General features: G+C 59.5%; 22 protein-coding genes. 12 read left to right on the top strand and 10 right to left on the bottom strand.

Translation table 11 applies throughout. The features are described 5' to 3' along the window. Positions 1 to 133 precede the first annotated feature (133 nt). From AKL25_RS02265 to AKL25_RS02230, 8 genes are all read right to left on the bottom strand, one after another. On the bottom strand, positions 134 to 1,873 hold the full coding sequence (locus AKL25_RS02265) for a methyl-accepting chemotaxis protein (RefSeq protein ID WP_050475997.1): 1,740 nt from the start codon (positions 1,871 to 1,873) through the stop codon (positions 134 to 136). Between the two features lie 243 nt (positions 1,874 to 2,116). Continuing rightward, on the bottom strand, positions 2,117 to 3,202 hold the full coding sequence (locus AKL25_RS02260) for a lactonase family protein (protein ID WP_083444540.1): 1,086 nt from the start codon (positions 3,200 to 3,202) through the stop codon (positions 2,117 to 2,119). Positions 3,203 to 3,301: 99 nt separating this feature from the next. Continuing rightward, on the bottom strand, positions 3,302 to 4,885 hold the full coding sequence (gene garD, locus AKL25_RS02255; RefSeq protein WP_050475996.1) for a galactarate dehydratase: 1,584 nt from the start codon (positions 4,883 to 4,885) through the stop codon (positions 3,302 to 3,304). Between the two features lie 46 nt (positions 4,886 to 4,931). Then, complete coding sequence (locus tag AKL25_RS02250) at positions 4,932 to 6,215, bottom strand: MFS transporter (protein WP_240475628.1); 1,284 nt, start codon at positions 6,213 to 6,215, stop codon at positions 4,932 to 4,934. A gap of 650 nt (positions 6,216 to 6,865) precedes the next feature. Next, the gene (locus AKL25_RS02245; protein WP_050475994.1) at positions 6,866 to 7,285 is read right to left on the bottom strand and encodes a CHRD domain-containing protein; all 420 of its coding nucleotides are present in this window, start codon (positions 7,283 to 7,285) and stop codon (positions 6,866 to 6,868) included. A gap of 74 nt (positions 7,286 to 7,359) precedes the next feature. Beyond that, a complete protein-coding gene (locus AKL25_RS02240; RefSeq protein WP_050475993.1) occupies positions 7,360 to 9,612 on the bottom strand; it encodes a xanthine dehydrogenase family protein molybdopterin-binding subunit in 2,253 nt (750 codons plus the stop codon). After that, positions 9,609 to 10,079 (bottom strand): (2Fe-2S)-binding protein, encoded by a 471-nt coding sequence (locus tag AKL25_RS02235; protein WP_050475992.1) that lies wholly within the window; start codon positions 10,077 to 10,079, stop codon positions 9,609 to 9,611. The genes AKL25_RS02240 and AKL25_RS02235 overlap by 4 nt, the downstream gene beginning before the upstream one ends. Positions 10,080 to 10,396: 317 nt before the next feature. After that, positions 10,397 to 10,705, bottom strand: a complete 309-nt coding sequence (locus AKL25_RS02230; protein ID WP_050475991.1) for a hypothetical protein — start codon at positions 10,703 to 10,705, stop codon at positions 10,397 to 10,399. 500 nt (positions 10,706 to 11,205) lie between these two features. Between AKL25_RS02230 and mgrA the strand changes: the two genes are divergently transcribed. Further along, on the top strand, positions 11,206 to 12,243 hold the full coding sequence (gene mgrA, locus AKL25_RS02225; RefSeq protein ID WP_050475990.1) for an L-glyceraldehyde 3-phosphate reductase: 1,038 nt from the start codon (positions 11,206 to 11,208) through the stop codon (positions 12,241 to 12,243). Positions 12,244 to 12,347: 104 nt separating this feature from the next. On the opposite strand, the gene AKL25_RS02220 is transcribed toward mgrA, so the two are convergent. Beyond that, positions 12,348 to 13,151, bottom strand: a complete 804-nt coding sequence (locus AKL25_RS02220) for an IclR family transcriptional regulator (RefSeq protein WP_050476121.1) — start codon at positions 13,149 to 13,151, stop codon at positions 12,348 to 12,350. A gap of 208 nt (positions 13,152 to 13,359) precedes the next feature. Between AKL25_RS02220 and AKL25_RS02215 the strand changes: the two genes are divergently transcribed. The 4 genes from AKL25_RS02215 to AKL25_RS02200 all read left to right on the top strand — a co-directional run bounded on the left by AKL25_RS02215 (position 13,360) and on the right by AKL25_RS02200 (position 16,968). After that, positions 13,360 to 14,130, top strand: coding sequence for an ABC transporter substrate-binding protein (locus AKL25_RS02215; RefSeq protein WP_050475989.1), 771 nt, complete (start codon positions 13,360 to 13,362; stop codon positions 14,128 to 14,130). A gap of 98 nt (positions 14,131 to 14,228) precedes the next feature. Continuing rightward, positions 14,229 to 14,885 carry an amino acid ABC transporter permease gene (locus AKL25_RS02210; protein ID WP_050475988.1) on the top strand — a complete coding sequence of 219 codons (657 nt, stop codon included), beginning with the start codon at positions 14,229 to 14,231 and terminating at the stop codon, positions 14,883 to 14,885. Further along, on the top strand, positions 14,882 to 15,655 hold the full coding sequence (locus tag AKL25_RS02205) for an amino acid ABC transporter ATP-binding protein (RefSeq protein ID WP_050475987.1): 774 nt from the start codon (positions 14,882 to 14,884) through the stop codon (positions 15,653 to 15,655). The genes AKL25_RS02210 and AKL25_RS02205 overlap by 4 nt, the downstream gene beginning before the upstream one ends. Beyond that, the gene (locus AKL25_RS02200) at positions 15,652 to 16,968 is read left to right on the top strand and encodes an NAD(P)/FAD-dependent oxidoreductase (RefSeq protein ID WP_157050438.1); all 1,317 of its coding nucleotides are present in this window, start codon (positions 15,652 to 15,654) and stop codon (positions 16,966 to 16,968) included. The genes AKL25_RS02205 and AKL25_RS02200 overlap by 4 nt, the downstream gene beginning before the upstream one ends. 56 nt (positions 16,969 to 17,024) lie before the next feature. On the opposite strand, the gene AKL25_RS02195 is transcribed toward AKL25_RS02200, so the two are convergent. Further along, positions 17,025 to 17,888: an SDR family oxidoreductase gene (locus tag AKL25_RS02195; RefSeq protein ID WP_050475986.1), complete on the bottom strand. Its 864-nt coding sequence runs from the start codon at positions 17,886 to 17,888 to the stop codon at positions 17,025 to 17,027. A 108-nt stretch (positions 17,889 to 17,996) separates the two neighbouring features. Here AKL25_RS02195 and AKL25_RS02190 point away from each other — a divergent pair, with 108 nt between their 5' ends. From AKL25_RS02190 to AKL25_RS02160, 7 genes are all read left to right on the top strand, one after another. After that, the gene (locus AKL25_RS02190) at positions 17,997 to 18,404 is read left to right on the top strand and encodes a winged helix-turn-helix transcriptional regulator (RefSeq protein WP_050475985.1); all 408 of its coding nucleotides are present in this window, start codon (positions 17,997 to 17,999) and stop codon (positions 18,402 to 18,404) included. A gap of 375 nt (positions 18,405 to 18,779) precedes the next feature. Next, on the top strand, positions 18,780 to 19,595 hold the full coding sequence (locus AKL25_RS02185) for a methyltransferase, TIGR04325 family (protein WP_050475984.1): 816 nt from the start codon (positions 18,780 to 18,782) through the stop codon (positions 19,593 to 19,595). Positions 19,596 to 19,989: 394 nt separating this feature from the next. After that, on the top strand, positions 19,990 to 20,925 hold the full coding sequence (locus AKL25_RS02180; RefSeq protein WP_050475983.1) for an exopolyphosphatase: 936 nt from the start codon (positions 19,990 to 19,992) through the stop codon (positions 20,923 to 20,925). A 556-nt stretch (positions 20,926 to 21,481) separates the two neighbouring features. Further along, a complete protein-coding gene (locus AKL25_RS02175; RefSeq protein ID WP_050475982.1) occupies positions 21,482 to 22,873 on the top strand; it encodes an aminopeptidase P family protein in 1,392 nt (463 codons plus the stop codon). A gap of 208 nt (positions 22,874 to 23,081) precedes the next feature. Next, positions 23,082 to 24,671 carry an ABC transporter substrate-binding protein gene (locus tag AKL25_RS02170; RefSeq protein WP_276202996.1) on the top strand — a complete coding sequence of 530 codons (1,590 nt, stop codon included), beginning with the start codon at positions 23,082 to 23,084 and terminating at the stop codon, positions 24,669 to 24,671. A gap of 299 nt (positions 24,672 to 24,970) precedes the next feature. Continuing rightward, a complete protein-coding gene (locus tag AKL25_RS02165; RefSeq protein WP_050475980.1) occupies positions 24,971 to 25,981 on the top strand; it encodes an ABC transporter permease subunit in 1,011 nt (336 codons plus the stop codon). Then, positions 25,978 to 26,904, top strand: a complete 927-nt coding sequence (locus AKL25_RS02160; RefSeq protein ID WP_050475979.1) for an ABC transporter permease subunit — start codon at positions 25,978 to 25,980, stop codon at positions 26,902 to 26,904. Before AKL25_RS02165 ends, AKL25_RS02160 begins: the two co-directional genes overlap by 4 nt.

The raw sequence follows: 26,904 nt of genomic DNA, 5'->3' as shown, positions 1-26,904 counted from the left end.
CCACAGCCGCCGGCAACGGCGGTTTCAGCGCCGGGACGTGTGTTCCGGCGCTTTTTTTATGCTCGCTCAAAAACTGCAGGCGTAAAAAAAGCACCGCCTGAGCGATGCTTTTCAAATCAGACAACACCGGGATTCAGAACTGCTCCCAATTGTCGTCGGAACCGGGCGACGGCAACTTCGGCGCAGCTTTCGATGGTGCGACTGCATTCGTTGCAGGCTTTGCCAACACCGGCTTGACAGGAGCTGGCGCTGCAGCCACCGCCTTCGGCACCGAAGCAGACACCGTCCTCGGACGCGCCACCGGCGCAAGCGCCTGTGCATTGGCGTCGATACGGAAAATGCTGACCGCATCGGCCAACGTCACCGCCTGCGTCTGCAAGGATTGCGCCGCGGCGGCCGCCTCTTCCACCAGTGCGGCATTTTGCTGCGTGACTTCATCCATCTGCGTGATGGCATTGTTGACCTGGCCGATGCCGTCGCTCTGTTCGCGGCTGGCCGAGCTGATCTCGCCGACGATGTCGGTCACGCGGCGCACGCTCTCCACCACTTCGCTCATGGTCTTGCCGGCATGCTCGACCAAGCGGCTGCCGGAATCGACTTTCTCCACCGAGTCGGTAATCAGTCCCTTGATCTCTTTCGCGGCAGCGGCGGAACGCTGCGCGAGGCTGCGCACTTCCGACGCGACGACGGCAAAGCCGCGGCCCTGCTCGCCGGCGCGCGCGGCTTCCACCGCCGCATTCAACGCGAGGATGTTGGTCTGAAACGCGATGCCGTCGATCACGCTGATGATGTCGACGATCTTCCTGGACGATTCGTTGATCGCATTCATGGTCTCGACCACCTGCGCCACCACTTCGCCGCCCTTGACTGCAGTCTCTGACGCCGAGTGCGCCAGCTGGTTGGCTTGCTGGGCGTTTTCGGCATTCTGCTTCACGGTGCCGGTCAGTTGCTCCATCGACGCGGCGGTCTCCTCCAGCGAGCTGGCCTGGGTCTCGGTGCGCGACGACAGATCGAGATTGCCGGCGGCGATTTCCTGTGCGCCGGTGTTGATGATGTCGGTGCTGCTGCGCACGCGCGAGACGGTGTTGAGCAGACCTTGCTGCATGCTGCGGATGGAAGCAAACAGACGGCCGATTTCATTGCGGCCGGGGTCGGCAATCTTCATGGTCAGATCGCCATTGGCCACCTGATCCAGCAAGGTGACGGCGCGGTTGAGCGGCGTCAGCACAATTCCGCGCAGGACGAAGTGCACCGTCAGCACCAGCGCCAATGCAGCAACCAGGCCGACCACCACCAGCCAGACCACCATCTTGTACTCGCGCTCACGCTGGGCGACGATGTCTTCCGACAAATCCTTGGTGAGTTTCTGGAATTTCTCCAGCAGCGTCGAGAAACTGGCGCCTTTGGCCGTGATGTCGCGGCCATTGATTTCAGCGTAGGCCGCGGTGTCGTTGTTGCGCAAGGCGTCGGCGGCCTTGTTCAGCACGTCCGACAACTGTTTGCCGGCATCGACCAGATCGGCCTTGAGCTTGTCGTCCTGTCCTTTGAAGGCGGGCGCCTTGTTGAATTCGTCGAGCAGTTTCAGCGTGCGGTCATAGCTGGTCTGCGCGCTCTTCAGGGCCGAGTTCTTGACCTCCTGATCGTTCTGTTCTTTCAGCGCACTGTAGGCGCGGGTCAGCGCCGCACGCGTGCGTGTAGTGTCCTTATAGGCGTCATTGATGGTCAAGGCGCGTGAAGTGACGTCATGCACCATGACGGTCGACTCGTTCGCGCGTCCCAGCGCAAAGATGCCGACGGCAGCGCCCAGCGCGATCATGGCGGCGAACAACGCCAGTGCGCCCATGAGGCTAAAACGAACGGTGATATTTCGCATTCCCTGCTCCTGATTATTTTGATTTTGTGTATGTCGCGACGCCGCAGTTGCTTCATCGACGCGTTCTCGCATCTTAGAACAAGGCTGAAACGACAGCCCGATTTTCTGCATCGTTTTTGCGGAAAATCAACGGCAACGTTGCCGAATCGGCAATTCTGCAAGCCCAACGAAAAATCCCCCGCATGACATCGCGAGGGATTGTGGCGAGCTGTGCCATCCGGCAACTCGGTCTACCCGGGGGACTCAAGGGAAATTGACGATCTCCACCCAGTTCGGATTCTTGCCCAGTTCATAGTGTTGCAAGGGAGTCAGTGCACCGGTTTTCTGATTGATGGCGTAGCTGGTCAGGCCGTTGGATTTTTGCCCGACCGCAAGCAGATACTTGCCTTGCGGATCGATATTGAAACCGCGCGGCTGGGTCTCCGTCGGCACGTTGCCGATCAGCGTCAGCGCGCCGGTTTTGGCATTGACGCGATAAGCGGCCAGCGTGCTCGAGGTGCGTTCGGATGCATACAGGAAACGGCCGTTCGGCGTCAGGTGAATATCGGCCGCAGCCGGCGCATCGCCCTTGAATCCGGCCGGCACTGCCGACACGGTGCTTTGCAAGCTCAGCGTACCGTGCGCGGCATCGTAAGCGTAGGTGTTGACCGTGCTATCGAGCTCGTTGGTCGAAAACACATAGCGCAGATTCGGATGGAACACGAAATGGCGCGGACCGGCGCCGGCCTTGGTCGCAACCGATGGCGGCGTGTTCGGCGTCAGCACGCCGGTGGCGGCGTCGAATTTGAATTGCAGGATGACGTCGCTGCCGAGATTGGAAGCAAACACAAAATTGTTCTTCGGATCGCTGCCGACGGCGTGGGCATTCTTGCCGGTGTTGATGACGGTGGCAGGCTGCTGCACCAGACCGGTGGCGCTGATCGGATTAACCGAGATCTTGTGCCCGGTATAGGACGCGGCAAACAGGAAACGGCCGGTCTTGTCGGTCGCCAGATTGGCCATGTTGTCGGCCAGCGGCACGGTGGACAGCGCCTTGAGCTTGCCGCTTTGCTGATCGACGGCGAAGGTGGTCACCGAATACGGCTGCGAGCGCAACGACGCGTACAGACGCGTGTGATCGGGACTGAACGCCAGCGGCATCACGGTGCCGCCGGTTTGCACCTGCTCGACCGGCGTGACGCTACCGTCCTTGTTTAGCCGCATGACATAGATGTCCTTGCTGTCGGCGTTGGATACATACACCATCGTCGCCGCATTGACGCCGGCGCAGACCGCGCTGCCCAAGACCGCTGCTACGCCAAGCTTCAGCGCAAAATTCATGACTCCCATGCTTCCTCCTTAGGGTAAAAAATGCCCCTGCCCTGCGATGAGCAATAGACGAGGGGCTTGTTGGTTTTATTGTGTACGGTGGTGTAACTCAGGTAAAGATCAGGTAATCGGCGCCGGATTGAACAGCGTCAGCGCGTTGTGCAGCTTCCATTTTTCGGCCCAGGTTTGCTTGCGGCCGCTGGCGACGTCCAGCATCAACTGGAACAGCTCCCAGCCGACGTCGGCAATCGTCGCCTCGCCGCTGGCGATGGTGCCGGCGTTGACGTCCATCAGGTCGTGCCAGCGACGCGCCAGATCGTTGCGCGTGGCGACCTTGATCACCGGTACTGCGGCAAGGCCGTAAGGCGTGCCGCGGCCGGTGGTGAAGATGTGCAGGTTCATGCCGGCCGCCAGTTGCAAGGTGCCGCAGACGAAATCGCTGGCCGGCGTGGCGGCGTAGATCAAACCCTTTTGCTTCAGCTTATCGCCGGGCGCCAGCACGCCCGAGATCGGGCTGCTGCCCGACTTGACGATGGAGCCCATGGCCTTCTCGACGATGTTGGCGAGACCGCCCTTCTTGTTGCCGGGAGTCGTATTCGCGCTGCGGTCGACGCCGCCCTTCTTGAGGTAATTGTCGTACCAATCCATCTCGCGGATCATGGCTTGTGCGACGTCTTCATTGACGGCGCGCGACGTCAGCTGGTCGATGCCGTCGCGTACTTCGGTCACTTCCGAGAACATCACGGCGGCGCCGGCGCGCACCAGCAGATCGGTCGCAAATCCCACCGCCGGATTGGCCGTCACGCCGGAGAACGCATCGCTGCCGCCGCACTGTACACCGACCACCAGATCGGATGCCGGGCAAGTCACGCGGCGACGCTTGTCCAGTTCCTTCAGGCGCGCTTCCGCCATGTGCAGGATGGAATCGATCATGGAGTTGAAACCAACGTGTTCTGCATCCTGCAGGCAGACCACGTAGGGTTCGCCTTCCTTGTGGATCGGGATGATGCTTTCCGGCAGCAGGCGGTTCGGCTGCAGCTTTTCGCAACCGAGACTGACCACCATGGCCTGGCCGCCAAAATTAGGATTGAGGCTGATGTTGCGCAGCGTGCGGATCGGGATATCGGCATTCGGCGCATCGATGGCGACGCCGCAGCCGTAGGTGTGTTCCAGCGCGACCACGTCTTCGACGTTGGGATACTTCGGCAGCAGCTCCAGGCGGATGCGCTTGACCGCATGCTCAACCACGCCGGCCACGCATTGCACGGTGGTGGTGATCGCCAGCAGATTGCGCGTGCCGACCGAACCGTCGGCGTTGCGATAGCCTTCGAAGGTATAGCCTTCCAGCGGCACGGAGGCCGAAGCTGGCGCCTTGCGTGTGGCAATCGGCAGGTTGTCCAGCTCACGCGCCGGCGGCAGCGTCACCACCGATTCTTCGATCCAGCTGCCCTTGGCGATATCACGCGCGGCATAGCCGATGGCGACGTCGTAGCGAACGATCGCTTCACCCTGGGGAATATCGCGCAAGGCGATCTTGTGTCCTTGCGGCACCTGGCTGATCAGCGTCAGGCCGTCCGGGAAAACCGTCCCGGCGGGCAGGCCGCGGTCGTTGACGACGATGGCGACATTGTCGTTCTCGTGCATCAGGATGTAACGCGGCGTGTTGACGTTGGTAGTGGCTTCGGCGTTTGTTTCGGTGCTCATGGCTATTCCCATCTGCTGCAACTTATTACAAGATAAAACGACAAGATCAAAGCGGCTTCAATTCGACGCGCTTGATTTCCTTGACGATGACCAGGTAGCTGATCACGGTCACCAGTGCATTGGCGCCGACGAACACCAGCGCCCCCGAGAACGAACCGGTCTCCTTCAGGATATAGCCGATCACGATCGGCGTCGTGATGCCGGCGATATTGCCGAAGGTATTGAACAAGCCGCCCGACAGACCGACGATTTCCTTCGGCGCGGTATCGGCCACGACAGCCCAACCCAGTGCGCCGACGCCCTTGCCGAAGAAAGCCACGGCCATGATGCCGACCACCAGCCACTGCGCATCGACGTAGTTGCACAAGATCATCGTGGTCGACAGCAGCATGCCGCCGACGATAGGGATTTTGCGAGACATGGTGACGCTATTGCCGCGCTTGATCAGACGATCCGAAATCAGGCCGCCGACCACGCCGCCGATGAAGCCGCACACCGCCGGAATCGACGCCACGAAGCCCGCCTTCAGGATCGACATGCCGCGCTCTTGCACCAGGTACACCGGGAACCAGGTGAGGAAGAAATAGGTAATCGTGTTGATGCAGTACTGGCCGATGTACACGCCCAGCAGCATGCGGTTGCTCAGCAGTTGCTTGATATAGCCCCACTTGGCCTTGCCGTCGTTGGCGCCTGCTGCCGCTTTCGGTTTGGCCTGATCCATGTCCACCAGGCCGCCGCCCTGCTCGATGTGTTCCAGCTCGGCCTTGTTGATCATCGGGTGATCTTTGGGGCTATGGATGACTTTGATCCAGACAAAGGTCAGCAGGATGCCGAACGCGCCCATCACGGTGAACACGTGGTGCCAGCCGTAGACGTGCGTGATCCAGCCCATCAGCGGCGTGAACAGCACGGCCGCAAAATACTGGGCCGAGTTGAAAATCGCCGAGGCCGTGCCGCGCTCCGCGGTCGGGAACCACGATGCCACGATACGGCCGTTGGCCGGGAACGACGGCGCTTCCGCCATGCCGACGATAAAGCGCAGCAAGAACAACAGCACCACTGCCGCAGCCGTGCCGAACCAGGTGACGCCGCCTTGCAGCAGCGTGAAGAAGGACCACAGGAAAATGCTCAGCGCATAAATCTTCTTGGAGCCGAAACGGTCCAGCAGCCAGCCGCCCGGCAATTGCGCCAGCACATAAGCCCAGCTGAACGCCGAGAAGATATAACCCATCATCACCGGATCGAGGCCGAGCTCGGCCTTCATCGACGTGCCGGCGATCGACAGCGTGGCGCGGTCGGCGTAGTTGACCGTCGTCACCACGAACAGCATGAACAGAATCAGATAACGGACATGACTTGCTTTGGCGCTTGCGCGCACGGTGGCGCTTACCTTCGCGCCGACTTGATCGATACTCACTGACTATCTCCCGACCGGTACCGCGCCTGGGCCGGCGTGCAACGAGACGATAATGCGGATGCCGATGCCGAAGGCTGGTTCGCCGACGGCGGTCTCCTGCTTATTGTCTTGCGGCGCGCAATGGGCTTGCAGCAGCAGTATTTATTATTGAAGGGTTGTAATCTGCACCGATTTGTCATCAGTCGTCATACAACATGAGGCGGAGTATAAACACGCCGATTTCATTTTGCAAACGAATTATCGATGGCATGTTAAAAAACCCGCAAAGCCTTATCCAGAGCCACTTACAAGCCACCAACAAAGTATGTGAAACCGCACTTTCTTTTGTCGTTTTTTGATGCCGAAAATCGTTTCCAATAGCGTTAAAATCTCGATTTTCACGATGCGACAAACAATATGTTGTCTGATGATTTGCAGAAAAAAATCAGACAGCAATTGGGCAATCGCCGGATCTCCGCAAGTCATGGCGACAATAAAAAAAGCCGTCACCTGACGATGACGGCCTCTTCGGATTGTTCAGATGAAACGGCGAACCGCCCTCTCCTCCTGAACGGATCGACGACTTACTTCGGCAGCAACTGGCCGCGAATCTCGCCGCCCGGATGCGCTGCGCTGTGCACGTTGACGTACATGCCGCCGGCCATGTAAGCGGCGTACTGCTCGTCGGTGAATTTGGCGCCGGCCGGCACGACCCAGCCGTTGTCGCCGTTCTTGGTCAGCCCGACCAGCACCGGACCGTTGGCGCCGGTCACGCCGGTGTGGATATGCGCCATCTTGCCCTCGATACCCATGGTCGTGATACTGCCGCTGACGCTCTTGTCGGCGGCCACGCTGATGCTGCCGGTGCCGCTGGCAGTGGATGGATTGGCCGGCACTTCATTGGCGCCCTTGAGCTCGACGCCGACGGTTTGCGCCATTGCCGAGACGCCGGTCAACAGCATCGCTGCCAACAGCGCTGCCTTGATAGTGTTTGTCTTGATCATGATTGTTCTCCTCAATTTTTATCTCAGTGATTACATCGCAGGAAACCGCCAACGCAGTGTAGAACACAAACGCATCAGATGCTCGCCAACGCCGCCTTGACCCGCTCCGGAGTAAACGGCACGGTGCGCAGGCGAATGCCCACCGCATCCCAGACCGCATTGGCCAGCGCCGCCGTCACCGGCGAGGCAGCCGCTTCCCCGCCCCCGAGCGGCGGCATGGTCGGCCGGTCAATCAGGTCGATGCGCACCTCCGGCATCGCCGGGAAGGTCAGGATAGGATAGCTGGCCCAATCGACGTTCTGCACCCGGCGCGTGTCGAAACGGATCTCTTCAAACAGGCTGCGCGAGATGGTCTGCAAAATGCTGCCCTCCACCTGGGCGCGCAAGCCGTCGGGATTGATGATCAGCCCGCAATCGTGTGCGCAGGCCACGCGCAGCACACGGATCTCGCCGCTGGCGCGATCGACCTCGACTTCCATCGCCATGGCGACATAGGTCTCGTTGTGCTTGTAATGGGAATAGGCGATGCCGCGCCCGCGCTTGTTGGTTTTGTTGCCTGTGCTGGCACTGGCGGCGCGCGCTTCCCAGCCGAACAGCGATGCCGTGCGCCTGAGCACTTCGGCGCCGCGCGCATCCTTGAGCGATTGCAGGCGGAACGCCAACGGATCGACGCCGGCTTTGGCGGCCAGTTCGTCGGTCATGCACTCGACGGCATAGATGTTGGCGATCTTGCCCGGCGCGCGGATATTGGCCGGACGCAAAGGCGCACTGTCATGCCAGTGCACGCCGACGGAGACGTTGGGGACCTCATACGGCGGGTCGCCGTTCTGCGTGATCAGGCCGGTCGAGATGCCCCTGGGCTGCGGCATGCCGGCGGTCTGCGGCGCCAGCAAAGGCACCGTCGGCAGACTCGCCGTCGCGCGCGGCAGCCACATCTCGGTGCGCCAGGCAGCGATCGTATTGTCGGGACCGAGCGCCGCTTCCAGCGTCAACGCCTGCGGCGGACCTTTGGGATCGAAGCCGTGTTCATCCTGGCGCGACCATTGCACACGCACCGGCTTGCCCAGCGCCTTCGACATCAGCGCGGCATCCGCTGCGGCATCGTCGTGTCCATTCATGCCGTAGCAACCGGCGCCGTCGACGTAGACCAGCCGCACGGCCTCATTCGGCAAACCCAGCATTTGCGCGTAGGCGGGACGATAACGATGTGTGCCCTGCGAGGCGGTATAGATAGTGGCTTGCTGCGCACCGACGTCGGCCACCGCGCACGATGGGCCGATAGAACCGTGCGTCTGCGGCGGCCAGTAATAGCTCGCGCTCAGCTTGCCGGATGCACTTTGCAATGCAGCGGCAGCGTTGCCTTTATTGACCAGTATTTCTTCGCCGTCGAAAGGACCGCTGCGCAGCCATTGCTCGACCTTCTCATGCCCCATCAGCTTGCCGGTGTCGTTCCAGGCCACCTTCAGCGCCGCGGCAGCCTGTATCGCATCCCATTCGTCCGGCGCCGCCACGGCGAGAAAATCGCCGATGCGCACAATTTTCACACCGGGAAATTTCTTCACCGACGACTCGTCCACCGAGACTATCTGCGCGCCTTCGCCGGCCGGACGAATCACGCGGCCGTGCAGCATCCCCGGCAACTTCACGTCGTGGACATAGGTATGCGTGCCGGTCACCTTGGCCGGCACATCGGGACGCAGCAAGGGCTTGCCGACGACGCGATAAGCGGCAGGATTACTCAGCGGCGCCTTGGCGTCCAGCTTGAGATTGAAACGCTTGCCGCCGACCAGCTCGGCATAGCTTACGCCGGCGCCGCCGCTCTTGGGCCGCACCACGCCGTCCTGCACCATCAATTCGGAAGCCGGCTTTTGCAAACGCTGCGCCGCCATGGCGATCAGCGCCTCGCGCGCCGTCGCCGCTGCCTGGCGTATCTGCACGCCGCCGCGCATGATGCCGGTGCTGCCGGCGGTCGGTCCCTGATCGGGCGTGAGCGCGGTATCGCCTTCGATCATCTCGATCTTGTCGACGCCGATGCCCAGCTCTTCCGCCGCCATCTGGCGGATCGCAATACGCAAGCCCTGGCCCAGATCGACCTTGCCGGAAAACAGCGTTACCGTGCCGTCCTGGTGGATGGCGATGAAACCGTCCACGGCGCTGACGTCCAATGTCTTGTCCAATAAAGCATGCGGCTGCGCATTGCCGCGCTTGTCGCGCAATACCTGTTCGGTCGCGCGCGCAGACAGCGGCAGCGCCAGGCTCACCACCAGTGCGCCGCCGGCCTTGAGCAGCAAGCGCCGGCTCATTTGCATATCGAATGGCGCGTTCATGCCGGCGTCCTCCCGGAAGCGCGCATCACCGCGCGCACGATGCGCACATGCGTGCCGCAGCGGCAGAGATTGGCGGACAAGGCGTCCTTGATTTCGGTTTCGCTCGGTGTGGGATTCGACGCCAGCAAGGCGGCGCTGGTCATCACCATGCCGTTGGCGCAATAACCGCACTGGGCGGCCTGCTCGGCGATGAATGCGGCCTGCACCGGATGCGGCTTGTCGGGGGTGCCAAGGCCTTCGATCGTGGTGATGGATTTGCCGGCGACTGCAGACAAGGGCGTGATGCAACTGCGCAGCGGCGTCTTGTCGAGCAAGACCGTGCACGCGCCGCACTGCCCCAGGCCGCAACCGAATTTGGGGCCGGTCAGGCCGATGGTGTTGCGCAGCGCATATAGCAAGGGTTGTTCGGGATCGCGGACATCAACCGAACGACGCGTTCCGTTGACGATGAAAGAGATGGTAGGCATGACGCTCTCCGGGTCTGTGAAGCGTTGACGGCAAATCTGTTGTTGGACTTATCTGACTTGTAATTCACTTGCACACCTGTAGCGCGTTGGATTCTAGCATGCCGGCGAAAATCCTCTCCGACGCCGCCTGCGCGCCATTTCCATGGACGCAAGAAGCTCCGAAAACCACGGGTAACGCTCCGCCCGCCGCAACGAGAAGCGTCATGGCCGGACGAAATAATGAAGAAAGTCAGATAAGGAAGCGACAATGAAAAACGGCTGCGATTACCCGAATCGACAGCCGTTCGATGGTGGCAAAAAAACGCCCTGAGAATATCTCAGCGTTTTTTCTTGCGGCGTTCGCCATACTTCAGCACGGCGGCGCGTTCTTCGCTGGTAAGTTCCAGCATGTCGGCATAGACCAGATCGACGGCCTGCTCATAAGAGAGGCTTTTGTCGAGTTCCATTTTTTCCGTGAGCAGCGCGTTGGATTTTTTGAGATTGCCGTCACAGACATCACGGATGAAATTCAGCTTGCGCTGAAAGTCGGAGACCGGTGTTTCAACATTCGGCGACTTGCCGTAGCGCAGCCACAATAGCGCCGCGCCGAACAGCCCCGCCCCTGTCCCGATCAAAAGGTTTTGCATGCACTTCTCCAGCCGAGTGGTTAATCATTGTTGTAACTCGTCACTGCAAGTGCACGATTCCTTGCGCACCGTATTCTCTTGCAATTGTGCTTGGATCCCCCCAAGACGTTTGACCGGGTGTCTCATATTTCAAAGAAATTTATCCCGGACAGGCGACATTAAGCGACATTTTCAAGCGCTTCGCAACAAATCTTTACAACATACCAAGATGACTTGGAAAGCCGCGCCAGCAAAGGGTTTCGCGTCAGCAATATGTCAGTTTTTTGTCAGCAAAACAGCGTTTTTGAGCTTGCCGTTTGGCAATGCAATCCCGTCGGCGCGCACCGTCTGTACACGCAATCTGCATGCCTGCCCGACAGCGGCGTTCCCTCGATTGCATGCGCCTCTGTAGCTTGTTACACGGCACGGTGTAGTCCGACGCGTTTGCCGGCATTGGTCTAAGATCATGGCCTCGCCTGTTGGCGTGCATCAATTATTCCGAGAATCAAGGAGAGACATCCATGACCTACCTGGCCTCAAGCACCCGCTATGAATCCATGCAATATCGCCACTGCGGACGCAGCGGCCTGAAGCTGCCGTTGCTGTCGCTGGGCATGTGGCACAACTTCGGCGACACCAGTTCGCTGGCGAACCAGCGTGAAATGCTGCGCACCGCGTTCGACCTGGGCATCACCCACTTCGACCTGGCCAACAATTACGGCCCGCCGTACGGCAGCGCCGAGGCCAACTTCGGTCATTTGTTCAAGCAGGATTTCCAGCCGTATCGCGATGAGCTGATCATCTCGACCAAGGCCGGCTGGGATATGTGGCCTGGCCCCTACGGCCAGGGCGGCGGCTCGCGCAAGTATGTGCTGGCCAGCCTGGACCAGAGCTTGAAGCGCATGAACCTCGACTACGTCGACATCTTCTATTCGCACCGCTTCGATCCGGACACGCCGCTGGAAGAAACCATGGGCGCACTGGCGACCGCCGTGCAGCAAGGCAAGGCGCTGTATGTGGGCGTGTCGTCCTACTCGCTGGAAAAAACCAGGGAAGCGGCCGCACTGCTCAGGGAATGGAAAATCCCCTGCCTGATCCATCAGCCCTCGTACAACATGTTCAACCGCTGGATCGAACAAGGCCTGCTGGATGAACTGGAACGCCAGGGCATGGGCTGCATCACTTTCACCGCGCTGGCGCAAGGCCTGCTGAGCGACAAGTACCTCAACGGCATTCCGGAAGACGCGCGCGTCAACCGCGCCGGCGGCGGCTCGCTCAAGGGCGATCACCTGAGTGCGGAAAACCTGGCGCGCGTACGCGTGCTCAACGACATCGCCAAGGCGCGCGGCCAGACGCTGGCGCAGATGGCGCTGGCCTGGGTGCTGCGCGATCCGCGCGTGACCTCGACCCTGATCGGCGCCAGCAGCAGCAAGCAGATCCGCGAGAACGTGGCGGCGCTGGAGAAACTGAGCTTCACCGCGCAAGAGCTGGCGGCAATTGACGAGCAGGCGAAGGACGGCCACCTCAATTTGTGGGAAGTGTCTTCACGCCACAAATAAGCGCTGAAGAAACGATCGGCGCAGCGCCGGTCTTGAAGGCGCAACGAAAGCCGCCGCAGAGAGCAATTCCTGCGGCGGCTTTTTTCTTTTCGGCGACAGAAAAATCAGGTCAGCGTGCGTATCGAATTGCTGATGGCACGCGCGCATTCCAGCACCAGCGGCCCGAGCCGCTTCTCCGCTTCTTCCTGCGTCCAGCGGCTGGTCGGCGCCACCACGTGCACCGCGGCCACCGGCATGCCCTGATTGTTGAGGATGGGCGAAGCGATGGTCATGTCGCCGAGGAACAGTTCTTCCACATTGCAGGCATAGCCTCTTTCGCGGATCGTCTCCAGCACTTGCAGGATGTCGTTGATGTCGGTGCGCGTGTGCTGGGTGCGCACGATGAGATCGGTGACCTGCAACTGGGCGCGCGCTTCGTCGGGCGGCAAGGCGCTCAGGTAGGCGCGGCCCGACGCCGTGCAATACATGGGAATGCGGCTGCCGATGGGCATGTGGATGGGGATGAATTTGCTGCTCACGAAACGCGCCACGTAGACCATCTCCTTGTCGTAAGGCTCGGTCAGGTTGACGGTCTCGCCGGTGATGTTCGCCAGCTCGGACAGGAAAGGATTGGCGACGTCGACCAGGATGTCGGCGGCGAGATAGTTGTAACCCACTTCCATGACCTTGGGCGTCAGCTGATAGCGCCGCGTCTGCGTATGCTTGCGCACATAACCCAGCGCTTCGAGCGTGTAAATCATGCGCTGCGCCGAACTCTTGGTGATCGAGGTCGCTTCCGCCACTTCGGCCAGCGTCATGGTGCGGCGCTGCGCACTGAAGGCGCGCAATACCGCCAGCCCCTTCTCCAGGGACTGGTTGAACAACAGGTCGGAACCCTCACGCGGTTCTTTCGCGTCCGTCTCGCTCATGGCAAACCTCTTGATGGTGTTCTCTGGATGCTTATCTGGATTATCCATGTGAATTTTATTATAAATCGTATCGAATATCGATACAATAATATCTATTGACGATATTTCAAATGCGAATATACTTATTTTCGTAGCGTTTATTGATGTTCAATCCGTCAAACCCGGTCGCCAGCCGATCCGGCCGGACTCATACCAAAAAGGGAAATGTATGAAACCGTTCACCGCTCTCCGCAAACATCTGCTCCATGCCGCCTTCGTAGTTGCCGCCGTCGCCACCTCCTATTCCGCGCTCGCACAAACGTCATACACCGTCGGCGCCACCTCGACCGGCGTGCCGTTCACCTTCCTCGACATCAAGACCAACAAGTTGCAAGGCATGATGGTCGACACCGTGACCGCCGTCGGCAAGAACGCCGGCTTCGCCGTCAACGTGCAGCAGACGCCTTTCGCGGCGCTGATTCCTTCGCTGACGTCGAACAAGATCGACATCATCGCCGCCGCGATGCTCAAGACCGCCGCGCGCGCACAGATCGTGGACTTCAGCGATCCGGTGTATTCGTATGGCGAGGGATTGTTCGTCAACGCCGAGGACAAGCACGTCTACAAGTCGCTGGACGACCTGAAGGGCGAGATCGTCGGCGCGCAGGTGGGCACAGTGTTCGTCGATGCGCTCAACAAGAAAGGCGGCTTCAAGGAAGTACGCGTGTATGACTCCATCGCCGACATGATGCGCGACGTCGGCCTGGGCCGCATCAAGGCCGGTTTCGGCGATCGCCCTATCGTGGCCTACCAGCTGTCGCAAGGCGCCAATCCGCAAGTGCGCCTGGTCAAGGAATACCAGTCGACCCTGATGGGCGACGTCTGCCTGGTGGTGCGCAAGGGCGAGACGCAATTGCTGGAACGCTTGAACAAGGCCATCGCGACCGCCAAGGCCGACGGCACCATCGCGCGCATCGTCCAGCAGTGGAATCTGAACTGAGCCTCACCTCCCTGCCAGACTGCCGGCCATGCGGCCGCGCAGTCTTCGGCTGAATCCTCTCTCTTTACTGCCCGGTATTTATCTCCACGAAAAACGCCATGCTGATACAGAACATGCTCGATTTCCTGCCCATCCTGCTGCGCGGCGCCTGGGTGACGGTCGAAGTCACGATTTACGCCTTCATCCTGAGTTCGGTGATCGGCCTCGCTTTCGCGCTGATGAAACTCTCGCGCTGGAAGCCGCTGGCCATCACCGCCGCGACCATCATCAACATCATTCGCGGGCTGCCGATCATCGTGCAGCTGTTCTACATCTATTTCGTGTTGCCTGAATTCGGCATCCAGCTGAGCGCCTTCCAGGCCGGCGTAATCGGACTCGGGATTGCCTACTCCGCCTATCAGGCCGAGAACTTCCGCGCCGGCATCGAAGCCGTCGACGTCGGCCAGATCGAGGCGGCGCAGTCGATCGGCATGAAAAATCCCATGATCATGCGCCGCGTGGTGCTGCCGCAGGCGTTTCGCATCGCCCTGCCGCCCTATGGCAATACGCTGGTGATGATGCTCAAGGATTCGTCGCTGGTGTCGACCATCACCGTGCTGGAAATGACGCGCGCCGGCCAGATGATCGCCTCTTCCACCTTCCAGAACATGACGGTCTACACCATGGTGGCGATCCTGTACCTGCTGCTGAGCCTGCCGCTGGTGTACATCATCCGCCGCCTGGAAATCCGCACCGGCAAAGGAAAAGCCAAATGATCGAGGTCAAGCAGATCCATAAATGTTTCGGCAAGCATGAAGTGCTGAAAGGCGTGTCGCTGCAGGTTGCGCAAGGTGAAGTGGTGTGCCTGATCGGCCCCTCGGGTTCGGGCAAATCCACCGTGCTTCGCTGCATCAACGGCCTGGAAACCTACGAAGCCGGCGAGATCCTGATCGACGGCCAGCGCGTCGACAGCATGTCGCCCTCCATCCACCAATTGCGCACGCGGGTCGGCATGGTATTCCAGCGCTTCAACCTGTTCCCGCATCGCACGGTGCTGGAGAACGTGGTCGAAGGCCCGATCTTCGTCAACCGGATCGCCCCCGATGTCGCGAAGAAATCCGCCATGGCGCTGCTGGAAAAAGTCGGCCTGGCGCAACGCGCCGATGCGTATCCCAGCCAGTTGTCCGGCGGCCAGCAGCAACGCGTGGCGATTGCCCGCGCACTGGCGATGCAGCCGCAGGCGATCCTGTTCGACGAACCGACTTCTGCGCTCGATCCCGAACTGGTGGGCGAAGTGCTCGCCGTCATGCGCACGCTGGCGGCCGACGGCATGACCATGATCGTGGTCACGCATGAGATGGGGTTCGCGAAAGAAGTGGCCGACCGCGTCTGCTTTTTGCATAGCGGCACCATCGTCGAAGAAGGCCCGGCCAAGGACGTGCTCGGTGCGCCTCAGCATGCGCGCACCAAGGATTTCCTGCGCCGCATCCTGGCGCCGCAGATCGGCGTACAAGGCGATCATCCCGGAACGGCGACCACACCATGAGTGCCATGACCAAACCCATGCATCAACCCCTGGCCGGCGCAGCCCTGCCGCCATCGCTGTGGGCCGCTACAGCCACAGCGGCGACAGCAACACCTCCTTGCACCGAATCGAAAAGCGTCGACGTCGCCATCATCGGCGGTGGCTATACCGGCTTGTCCGCGGCGTTGCATCTGGCTGAAGCGGGCGTGAACGTCTGCGTGCTGGAAGCCAGCGAACCCGGCTGGGGCGCTTCCGGACGCAACGGCGGCCAGGTGATCCCGGGCCTCAAATACGATCCCGACCAGTTGCGCGTGATGTTCGGCTCCGCCAAGGCGGAAGGACTGATCGACACCATAGGCAAAGCCGCCGACACGGTATTCGACCTGATCGCGCGTCACGGCATCGACTGCGACGCCGTGCGCAACGGCTGGATCCAGCCGGCGCATTCGGCAGCCGTCATGCCCATACTGGAAAAACGCGCCGCGCAATGGGCCGAACGCGGCGCGCCGATCGAATTGCTGGACCGCGACGCAGTTGCGCGCCGCATCGGCACCTCCGCCTATGTCGGCGCCTGGGTCGACCGCCGCGCCGGCAGCATCCATCCGCTGAAATATTGCCGCGGCCTGGCGCGCGCGGCGCTGGCGCAAGGCGCCGCCATCCATGGCCGCACGCCCGTGGTCAAATTGGAACGCCAGGGACAACGCTGGCTGCTGCATACCGAACAAGGCGCGATCATCACCGCCGGGCGCGTGATCATCGCCACCAACGGCTATACCGGCGCGCTGTGGCCGCAGCTGAAACAGTCGGTGATTGCCGCCAACAGCTTCATCGTTGCCACGCGTCCGCTGCCTGCGGCGCTGGGCGACAGTATTCTGGGAAACCGGGAAGTGGTGTCCGACTCGCGCCGGCTATTGCTGTACTACCGCCGCGACGCCGAAGGCCGCCTGCTCATGGGTGGACGCGGCCCCTTCCCCGATCCGCAGGGGCCGCAAGACTTCGCGCATCTGGAACGCTCGCTGGCGCTGCTGTTCCCGCAACTTGCCGGGATCGACTATGAATACCGCTGGGCCGGCCGCGTGGCGATTACGCGCGACTTCCTGCCGCACGTCCACGAACCGGCGGCCGGACTGACCATCGCGCTCGGCTATAACGGCCGCGGCATCGCCATGGCCAGCACCATGGGACGCTGCCTGGCGCAACGCCTGACGAGCGATGCATCCGCGACGTTTCCGTTTCCGGTCAGCACGATACAGCCGATTCCATTTCATGGATTGCAGCGTTTTTACATCGCGGCCGGCGTGGCTTACTACAGCATTCTCGACAAGCTTTCGTAAGCCCGGGCTGCATGGCAAATCCGGCAGGCGCAAGGCTTGCCGGGTTCATCCGGCAATTACTTCACGGCTTGCTTCAACGCTTCGGAAACCGATACCGGCCACGCTGTCGTCGGACGGCCGATCAATGCAGACAATTGTTGGCCCTCGTCAAACAAAGCGCCGTTGGACGCTGCCGTATCCGAATCGGACAGCAGGATCGCAACCACTTCCGGCAAACCGAAACCGATCAGCGCCGCCTTGTAATCGGCTTCCGGAATATTGCGATACTCCACCGCCTTGCCCGACTGGCGCGAGACTTCCGCCGCCAGCTCGCTCAAGGTGTAGGCGCTGTCGCCGGCCAGTTCATAGATCTTGCCTGCATGCCCTTCGCTTGCCAGCACAACTGCCGCAGCTTCTGCATAGTCGCTGCGCGCCGCCGAGGAAATGCGGCCCTCGCCGGCGCTGCCGTAGATCGCGCCTTGCGCCACCGCGCCCGGCACGCCGGCGGTGTAATTCTCGGTGTACCAGCCGTTGCGCAGGATGGCTGCGGGAACACCGCTGTCCTTGATGGCTTGTTCGGTCTGCAGATGTTCGGCAGCCAGGCCCAGCGCCGAGGTGTCCGCACGCAGCACGCTGGTGTAGGCCAGCAGTTGCACGTTGGCGCGCTTGGCGGCGTCGATGACGGCGCGATGCTGGGCAAGGCGCTCGCCGATTTCGTTGGAAGAAATCAGCAAGACTTTGGTTGCGCCCTGAAACGCAGCATCCAGGCTGGCCGCATCGCCATAGTCGGCGCGGCGCACCTGCACGCCTTGTGCGGCGAGGTCCGCGGCTTTTTCCGGGCTGCGCACGGCGGCGACAATCTGCGCGGCGGGTACGGTTTTCAACAATGCTGCGATGACGAGACGGCCCAACTGGCCGGTAGCTCCGGTAACGACGATCATGACAATTCCTATCCAATAAAAAAGAAACTACGGTGAAAGAAATCGCAGGTTACCCGAAGCACTTACTTTTAGTAAGTACATACAAAAAGGTTAGTGTAAAATAAACCGATGAATATACGAGATCCCCTCCCAGACCCGCTCGCCGACCATGTTTCGCTCAAGGAACGGCTGCGGCGCGGCGAGCTGTTTTCCGCCGATTGCCCGTCGCGCAGCGTGCTCAAGCACATCACCAGCCGCTGGGGCGTGCTGATTCTGGTGGCGCTGCTGGCCGGCACGCACCGCTTCAGCGATTTGCGCCGCAAGATCGGCGGCGTCAGCGAAAAAATGCTGGCGCAGACGCTGCAGGATCTGGAAGGCGACGGCCTGGTGATCCGCAAATCCTACGACGTGGTGCCACCGCACGTGGACTACACCTTGTCGCCCTTGGGACTGGAAGCCGCACAACGCGTGGAAGCGCTGACGGATTGGATAGAGATGAGCCTGCCGCGGATTATGGAAGTGCGGCAGGAACGCTGAATCGACGGATTCGAAGGAAACGCCACTCAAAAATCAAGTCCGCCACCTTTCGTCTGAGCAGTTAAAAAACCGCGTCTGCATACGAGCAGATGCGGTTTTATTTTTTTGGAAAGAGACGACTCGCAGATCGATTTTAAGCATTGAGAAATTTGGATAGGTAACGTTGATAGATCCCTGAATATCAAATCATTCAGCAATAAAAACTCATCAGAAAATACATTTTTTATAACAAGCGATGACAGCATTCGAAAAAAGAGTGGAACTGTTTTGTCGTCAGTAGATCAATATCTTCGTGTTGCGTACCGAGAAACATCTGCGCTTAAGAAATAGCGAACGTAGCTATAACCGAAGCCAATAATCAACATTCAGGTCTCCATGAAAAACGCAATTAAGTCATTGATCCCCCCCGTCCTTTTCAATGCAGCGAAGAAAATCAAGCGCCCGGCTCCCGTTTTTTCCAGATACGCAGACGCATTGGCCCAGTGCCAGAACGATGCTTACGAAAACGATGAAATTATTAAAGTTGTCGTTGAGAAGAATCTGATCTACAAAAACAAGGTCGCCAAACATAAGACCCTGGACTTCAATGCAATACGCACTCTGCTGGCTTTGGGAATCATGGACAACGAGAAAACGTTCAATGTCCTGGATTTCGGCGGTGGCGGCGGATACCACCACGCAATCGCAAAAATAGGATTCCGATCCAGTAAAATCAAATGGAATGTAGTCGAAACAACCGCAATGGCAAAGGAAGCACAAAGGCTTGCCGGCGACGACTTACGCTTCTTCGACAACATCGATATCGCCAAACAGGCGCTGGGGGAAATTGACTTGCTGTTTTCCAGCAGCGCCTTGCAATATTGCCCTGATCCGTTGGCAATGCTTCAAAAACTTGTGGATGTAGAGGCAAGGCACCTGTTCATTACGCGCACAGCATTCAATGACGCTCCAGGCACCATCATCGCCATACAGCGTTCCCATCTCGCGGATAACGGTCCCGGTCCTCTTCCGGATGGATTTCAGAACAAGGAAATTGCCTATCCGATTTCATTTGTCGATAAAGCTGAAGTGGAAAAAATATTGACGACCAAATATGATATTCGATTTGCAATTGAAGAAAATCAAGCAGTTCATGTTATCGGCGACAAAGAAATGCACCTCTACGGTTATTTCTGCGATTTGCGTCGCTGATTGCCTATGCGGGTTCATTTGACAAACCCCGAAACTGAATTCTACGATCGTTGCCGATTTCCCCATCGGACCTGAGCAGTCTCGGCAGTAGGCGCAACAAATATTGATCAGCTGAAACATTCTTTCAAGAACGTTGAACTCCAGGGAGGCGGTCACTTTTTCTTCGCATCCGCACCATAGGCTGCCCCCCCCCCATCTCCCACACAAATGCAATTGCCGCCTGCGCGCCATGCAAAAATCCATTAATAAAACGAGATGAAATCTGAGACAGATTCAGACCCGCGTCAAATAGCAACAATAACTGTCCACGCATAATTTTGAGTTGTATTATTAGCCATTGCACCGCAGTGGCAAACGCCAGGCAAAATGTTCAATCAACGAGGGGGAAACACTCATGTCGGAAACAAAGAAATATCGTCTGGTGACGCGTAGCGACTTTGATGGCCTGGTCTGCGCAGTCTTGCTGAAACACCTCAACATGATCGACGAGATCCTGTTCGTGCATCCGAAAGACATGCAGGACGGCAAGATCGCCATCAGCGACAACGATATCACCACCAACCTGCCGTTCGTGCCGGGCGTACACATCGCCTTCGATCACCATCTGTCGGAAACCATCCGCAACACCGGTGAACGCAAGAACCACGTGATCCATCCCGATGCGCCTTCGGCTGCGCGCGTCGTGTACGACTACTACGGCGGCGAAAAGGCCTTCCCTGCATCGTGGGGCGACATGATGGCCGCCGTCGACAAGGGCGACGCCGCACGCTTCAACGAACAGGAAGTGCTCAATCCGGAAGGCTGGGACCTGCTCAACTTCCTGATGGACGCCCGCACCGGCCTCGGCCGCTTCCGCGACTTCCGCATCTCCAACTACAACCTGATGATGGACCTGATCGAACTGTGCAAAACGCACACCATCGACCAGATCATGGCCTCCCCCGACGTCAAGGAACGCAAGGACCTGTATTTCGAGCACGCGGAAAAATGCAAGGATCAGATCCGCCGCTGCGCCACCGTGCACAAGAACCTGGTGGTGCTGGACCTGCGCAACGAAGAAGTCATCTTCGCCGGCAACCGTTTCATCATCTACGCCCTGTTCCCGCAAACGAACATCTCCATCCACGTACTGTGGGGCCTGAAGAACCAGAACACCGTGTTCGCCACCGGCAAATCCATCCTGAACCGCACCTCGAAAACCAACATCGGCGCGCTGATGCTGGAATACGGCGGTGGCGGGCATGAGAACGCCGGCACCTGCCAGGTCGAGAACGACAAGGCGGAAGAAGTGTTGAAGGTGCTGATTTCGCGGATTAACGCGGATGGCTAAACCAATGGTGCGCTTGCTTTAAGTGCATGCATATTGGTCGACACAAGCAAAAAGGCTCCCGGTTGGGAGCCTTTTCGTTGGTGGAGACATCGCTACCTGCGCAAAGCATCAGAAGATCGGCGAGCAAAAAATGCTGAACAAATAGATAAGCTAGAGCGAAAATATTCTTTTGTTGGATACGCCTCGTCAAATAGAATCCGGGCTTCCTGTTTTTTGCAGAAACGTTCGAAGGAAGAAACCAGTCTCATCGCCAATCCCTCTTCATCCTGACCGCCTCACAAGCCCTTTCAAGTATTCGCGAAAACCCGGCCTTATACCGATCGCCGCTGTCACGACACAGCCGGCAACGCGCTGTGTGACGCAACTGCACCATACCGCAACCAGCATGAGGAGTTATCAAGATAGCTTGAAGAAAACCGGACAAGACATGCAAAACAGTTGTCGTCGCCGGCAACTTGGACCTATTATCCTGATCCATGTAGTCTGCCAGCGCCCGAGAAGAGTCTGCATCCGTTTGCATCATTGATATCTTTACCGACAATAAAACGGAGACACGATGTTTACCCGTAACGAATACCAACACCGTCGCAAACAACTGCAGCAGTCCATGCCTTCCGGGCTGGTGCTGCTGATGGGCGCCGATGCCATTCCGCTCAGCTCGCCGCGCGATGCCTATCCGTTTCGCCAGGACAGCACCTTCGCCTATTTCCTGGGTCTGCAACGCCCTGCACTGACCGCGATCATCGATCTCGACGACGGCAGCCAAGTATTGTTCGGCGATGAGCAGTCCGACAGCGACATCATCTGGCACGGCCCGCACCCCAAGAGTTTGAGAGAGGAAGCCGCCGGGGTCGGAATCGCTAAGGTCCTGCCCGGCGCGGATTTGCAACAGGTGCTGGCCCGCGCACAGCAGCAGAAGCGCGCGATCCATTATGTTCCGCCCTATCGCGCCGAGACGGTCGCCGTGCTGAGCGATTTGCTGCAAACGCCGGCCAGGCAAATCAAGGATGGTGCATCGCAAGAGCTGATCGCCGCCATCGTCCGCCTGCGCGAAGTCAAGAGCAGCGCAGAAATCTCGGAAATGGAAAAGGCGCAAGCGGTCGCGCGCCTGATGCACATTGCGGCAATGCGGCATGCCAAACCCGACGTCTATGAATACGAAGTCGTCGCGGAAATGGAGCGCGTGCTGCGCCGTCACAATACCTATGCTCCCTACATCCCGATTTTTTCCCGGCATGGTGAAATTCTTCACAACCATTCCTATGACAACCGTTTGCGCAACGGCGACCTGATCGTCAACGACTCCGGCGCTGCGAGCCCGTTTCATTATGTCGCCGACATCACGCGCACCATCCCGGTGGGCGGCCGTTTCTCGGACCGCCAGCGCGCCGTCTACGAGGTGGTGCTGCATGCGCAACAACAGTGCATCGCCACCCTGCGGGCCGGCATGGCCTACGCCGACGTGCACCGTGCGGTGGCAATCGACCTGGTGCGCGGCCTGACGGCATTGGGTTTCTTTCGCGGCGAGCCGGAAGCGGTGGTCGATTCCGGCGCCTATGCGCTTTGCTATCCGCATGGATTGGGCCACCAATTGGGATTGGACGTCCACGACATGGAAAGCTATGGCGAAGACCTGGTCGGTTACGACGACCGCTACCGCCGCAGCGACCTGTTCGGCCTGCGCAATCTGCGGCTGGCCAAGCCGCTGCGCGACGGCATGGTGATCACTGTGGAGCCAGGCATCTATTTCATTCCGCAACTGATCCAGCGCTGGGAACATCAGGGATTGCACCGCGAGCACATCAACTACGACCGGTTCAACGACTACCTGGATTTCGGCGGCATACGCATTGAGGACAATGTCCTGGTCACCGACAGTGGCGCGCGTATCCTGGGAGAGATCATCCCCAAAACCTGCGCAGAGATTGAAGAAATCATGGCAACCTGAGCGGGTGCAGCGGACAGGACATCCGACAGTAAATGGAACAGTACGACGCCATGCTCAAGAAATTGGCCCGATATTTGCATTAGCGAAATGCAACAAAGCGGCTAAGGAACCGCCGAAGTGTTCAGACGATGCAATAAACCGTCTCGGTGGAGTTTTTGTTTTAGTACATATCAATGGGGCACAACAGATGAAAAGTAAGCACAAGTTAATGATCAAGGCAGGCCTGTTCTCGGTCCTGTGCATTTACGGCGGCGTCGCCATGGCGGCCAAGACGCTGGTGTTCTGCTCCGAGGGCAGCCCGGAAGGATTCAATCCGCAACTGTTCACCACCGGCACGACCTTCGATGCCTCGTCGGTGCCGATGTACAACCGCCTGGTGCAGTTCGAGCTGGGCACCACCAACATCGTGCCGGGTCTGGCGACATCGTGGGAGGTCTCCGCAGACGGCCTGACTTACACCTTCAAGCTGCGCCATGGCGTGAAGTTTCACACCACGGCCAAATTCACACCGACCCGCGATTTCAACGCCGACGACGTGATTTTTTCGTACAACCGCATGGCGGTGGAAAACCATCCTTTCCACAAGCTCGCGGCCGGTCAGTCCTTCGCCTACTTCAACGATATGGGCATGAGCAAGATCGTCGACAAGCTTGAAAAGGTCGACGACTACACCGTACGCTTCACGCTCAAGGCGCCTGAGTCGCCCTTCCTCGCCAACTTGGCGATGGACTTCGCGTCGATCCTGTCGGCCGAGTATGCCGACAAGATGGCTGCCGCCGGCACCCCTGACGTGATCGACCGCGAGCCGGTCGGCACCGGCCCGTTCCAGTTCGTCTCGTACCAGAAAGACGCGGTCATCCGTTACAAGGCCTTCGACAAATCCTGGCAAGGCCGTCCCAAGATCGACAACCTGATCTATGCGATCACGCCGGATGCATCGGTGCGCTACGCCAAGCTGAAAGCCAACGAGTGCCAGGTCATGGCTTATCCGAAATCGGCCGATCTGGCCTTGATGAAGGAAGACAAGAACATCAAGCTGCTGACCAAGCCGGGCCTGAACGTCGGCTACATCGCCTTCAACGTCGAGAAGAAACCCTTCGACAACAAGGAAGTGCGTCAGGCGCTGAACATGGCGATCGACAAACAAGGCATTCTGAACACGGTGTTCCTGGGCACCGGCATGGCCGCCAAGAACCTGATCCCGCCGACCATGTGGAGCTATAACGACAAGGTCAAGGACTACGCATACGATCCTGCCAAGGCCAAGGCATTGCTGGCCAAGGCCGGCTACGCCAACGGCGTCGAAGTCGAGCTGTGGTATCTGCCGGTCAGCCGTCCTTACAATCCGGACGGCAAGCGCATGGCCGAACTGATCCAGGCCGACTGGGAAAAGGTCGGCGTCAAGACCAAGCTCACGACCTTTGAATGGGGCGAGTATCGCAAGCGCTCCAAAACCGGCGAACAGCACTCCATGATGTACGGCTGGAACGGCGACAACGGCGACCCGGACAACTTCTTCAAGACCGTGCTCGGCTGCGATGCGGTGCAAGGCGGCGGCAACGTGGCGCGCTGGTGCAACAAGGACTATGAAGCGCTGGTACAAAAAGCCAAGTCCCTGAACAAGCAAGCCGACCGCGCCAAGCTGTACGAACAGGCCCAGGTCATCGCCAAGGAAGAAGCGCCATGGGTCACGATTGCACACTCCACGCGTTTCGTCCCGGTCCGCAAGGAAGTGGTGGGTTTCAAGATGGATGCAACGATCCATAACTACTTCGACAAGGTCGATCTGACCAAGTAACTTACTGAGCAACACCGTTCCCGGCAGCCCTCCCTGCATTCACAAAAAGGGCTGCCGGCGGCAAATGCAAACTGGCAACTCCAGACGACAGTGAAACGGACGGCATCCTTTTTTCTGCGACGCCGGAGAATTCGACAAGTCCTCAATCAACTGAAAATACCAGGCAACACAAGTCGTACCGGTCACTGATTGCGCCAATGCGATAGCGATAGGGCCAGCGCCAGCGCAGCTTGTCTGAAAAGTCAGTGCAGACCAGATGTGCCGGTGCGTTCTTTTCATTTTTACCCAAGGTATTTCTTATGTTCGTTTTTCTGCTTCGCCGGGCCGGTCTGGTGATTCCGACCTTCTTCGGCATCACCCTGCTGGTATTCACCCTGATCCACCTGATCCCCGGCGATCCGGTGGAAGCCATGTCCGGCGAACGCGGCATGGATCCCGCCCTCTACGCGCGCATGGCGCACGAACTGGGTCTGGATCAGCCGCTCTACATCCAGTATTTCAGCTACCTGAAACAGGTGGCGAGCGGCAACCTCGGCGTGTCTTATGTCACGCATGAACCGGTCTTGCGCGAATTCGCGACGCTGTTCCCGGCGACGCTGGAGCTGTCGGTCTGCGCCATGCTGCTGGCGCTGCTGATCGGCATCCCGGCCGGCATTCTGGCGGCGCTCAAACGCAATACCGTGCTCGACTATTCCGTGATGGGCGTCTCGCTCACCGGCTATTCGATGCCGGTGTTCTGGTGGGCGCTGCTCCTGATTCTGCTGTTCTCCGTCACGCTCGGCTGGACGCCGGTATCGGGCCGCATCGACATCATGTTCGATCTGCCGCCGGTGACCGGCTTCATGCTGATCGACACGCTGATCGCGGGCGACATGGACGCCTTCCGCTCGGCCCTCTCGCACCTGATCCTGCCGACTGTGACGCTGGCCACCATCCCGCTGGCGGTCATCGCGCGCATGACGCGCTCGGCGATGCTGGAGGTGCTGCGTGAAGACTATGTGAGAACGGCGCGCGCCAAAGGTCTGTCGCAATTACGCGTGATCGGTATCCACGCCTTGCGCAATGCGCTCATTCCGGTGGTGACCGTGATCGGCCTGCAGATCGGCACGCTGCTGGCCGGCGCGATCCTGACCGAAACCATCTTTTCCTGGCCCGGCATCGGCAAATGGCTGGTCGGCGCAATCCAGAGCCGCGACTACACCGTGGTGCAAGGCGGCATCCTGCTGTCCGCCAGCATCGTCATCGGCGTGAATCTCATCGTCGATTTGCTTTACGGCGTCATCAGCCCAAGAATCAGGCACAGCACATGAGCGATCAATCTTTTTCCACTACGCCGGCGACGGCCGCAAACCTCTCAGCTGAGACCGGCAAGCCGCCGCATCCGGCGATCGAGCTGTGGCGTCACTTCCGCCAGAACCGTGGCGCGGTGGTCGGCCTGGCGCTGATCCTGCTGATGCTGCTGGCCACGATCTTTGCCGATGTCATTGCGCCGCATTCCGCCATCGAGCAATTCCGCGACGCCACGCTGGCGCCGCCGGCATGGCAAACCGGCGGCAGCACGAAATTCCTGCTCGGCACGGATCCGGTCGGGCGCGATATGCTGTCGCGCATCATCTACGGCACGCGTCTGTCGCTGATCATCGGGCTGGTCTCGGTCACCATTTCGTTGAGCGTCGGTATCGCGCTCGGCTTGATCGCCGGCTTTTTCCGCGGGGTCGCTGAACTGGTGATCATGCGGCTGATGGACATCCTGCTCGCCCTGCCCAGCCTGCTGCTGGCGGTGGCGGTGGTGGCCGTGCTCGGTTCCGGCCTGATGAATGCGATGTACGCGATCGCCATCGTGCTGCTGCCGCATTACACGCGGCAAACGCGCGCCGCCGTGATCAGCGAACTGTCCAAGGATTACGTCAATGCCTCGCGCATCGCCGGCGCCGGCAAGCTGCGCCTGATGTTCAACTGCGTGTTGCCGAACTGCGCCGCACCGCTGATCGTGCAAGCCACGCTGGGATTTTCGACGGCCATTCTCGATGCTGCGGCGCTGGGCTTTCTCGGTCTCGGCGCCCAACCGCCGACGCCGGAATGGGGCTCGATGCTCGCCAGCGCGCTGGAATTCATCCAGAGCGCGTGGTGGGTCGTGACCTTCCCGGGCCTGGCGATCCTGATCTCGGTGCTGGCATTCAACCTGATGGGCGACGGTCTGCGCGACGCCCTCGATCCCAAATTGAAACGATAG

Source organism: Herbaspirillum rhizosphaerae (assembly GCF_001189965.1).
Taxonomy (GTDB): domain Bacteria; phylum Pseudomonadota; class Gammaproteobacteria; order Burkholderiales; family Burkholderiaceae_D; genus Herbaspirillum; species Herbaspirillum rhizosphaerae.
This window is presented reverse-complemented; position numbering and strand designations above follow the sequence as displayed.

Bases quoted from the DNA above. Each gene is read 5' to 3' on its own strand.
- AKL25_RS02265 (WP_050475997.1), bottom strand. From the start codon at position 1,873: ATGCGAAATATCACCGTTCGTTTTAGCCTCATGGGCGCACTGGCGTTG.
- AKL25_RS02260 (WP_083444540.1), bottom strand. From the start codon at position 3,202: ATGGGAGTCATGAATTTTGCGCTGAAGCTTGGCGTAGCAGCGGTCTTG.
- garD (WP_050475996.1), bottom strand. From the start codon at position 4,885: ATGAGCACCGAAACAAACGCCGAAGCCACTACCAACGTCAACACGCCG.
- AKL25_RS02250 (WP_240475628.1), bottom strand. From the start codon at position 6,215: ATGCTGTTCGTGGTGACGACGGTCAACTACGCCGACCGCGCCACGCTG.
- AKL25_RS02245 (WP_050475994.1), bottom strand. From the start codon at position 7,285: ATGATCAAGACAAACACTATCAAGGCAGCGCTGTTGGCAGCGATGCTG.
- AKL25_RS02240 (WP_050475993.1), bottom strand. From the start codon at position 9,612: ATGAACGCGCCATTCGATATGCAAATGAGCCGGCGCTTGCTGCTCAAG.
- AKL25_RS02235 (WP_050475992.1), bottom strand. From the start codon at position 10,079: ATGCCTACCATCTCTTTCATCGTCAACGGAACGCGTCGTTCGGTTGAT.
- AKL25_RS02230 (WP_050475991.1), bottom strand. From the start codon at position 10,705: ATGCAAAACCTTTTGATCGGGACAGGGGCGGGGCTGTTCGGCGCGGCG.
- mgrA (WP_050475990.1), top strand. From the start codon at position 11,206: ATGACCTACCTGGCCTCAAGCACCCGCTATGAATCCATGCAATATCGC.
- AKL25_RS02220 (WP_050476121.1), bottom strand. From the start codon at position 13,151: ATGAGCGAGACGGACGCGAAAGAACCGCGTGAGGGTTCCGACCTGTTG.
- AKL25_RS02215 (WP_050475989.1), top strand. From the start codon at position 13,360: ATGAAACCGTTCACCGCTCTCCGCAAACATCTGCTCCATGCCGCCTTC.
- AKL25_RS02210 (WP_050475988.1), top strand. From the start codon at position 14,229: ATGCTGATACAGAACATGCTCGATTTCCTGCCCATCCTGCTGCGCGGC.
- AKL25_RS02205 (WP_050475987.1), top strand. From the start codon at position 14,882: ATGATCGAGGTCAAGCAGATCCATAAATGTTTCGGCAAGCATGAAGTG.
- AKL25_RS02200 (WP_157050438.1), top strand. From the start codon at position 15,652: ATGAGTGCCATGACCAAACCCATGCATCAACCCCTGGCCGGCGCAGCC.
- AKL25_RS02195 (WP_050475986.1), bottom strand. From the start codon at position 17,888: ATGATCGTCGTTACCGGAGCTACCGGCCAGTTGGGCCGTCTCGTCATC.
- AKL25_RS02190 (WP_050475985.1), top strand. From the start codon at position 17,997: ATGAATATACGAGATCCCCTCCCAGACCCGCTCGCCGACCATGTTTCG.
- AKL25_RS02185 (WP_050475984.1), top strand. From the start codon at position 18,780: ATGAAAAACGCAATTAAGTCATTGATCCCCCCCGTCCTTTTCAATGCA.
- AKL25_RS02180 (WP_050475983.1), top strand. From the start codon at position 19,990: ATGTCGGAAACAAAGAAATATCGTCTGGTGACGCGTAGCGACTTTGAT.
- AKL25_RS02175 (WP_050475982.1), top strand. From the start codon at position 21,482: ATGTTTACCCGTAACGAATACCAACACCGTCGCAAACAACTGCAGCAG.
- AKL25_RS02170 (WP_276202996.1), top strand. From the start codon at position 23,082: ATGATCAAGGCAGGCCTGTTCTCGGTCCTGTGCATTTACGGCGGCGTC.
- AKL25_RS02165 (WP_050475980.1), top strand. From the start codon at position 24,971: ATGTTCGTTTTTCTGCTTCGCCGGGCCGGTCTGGTGATTCCGACCTTC.
- AKL25_RS02160 (WP_050475979.1), top strand. From the start codon at position 25,978: ATGAGCGATCAATCTTTTTCCACTACGCCGGCGACGGCCGCAAACCTC.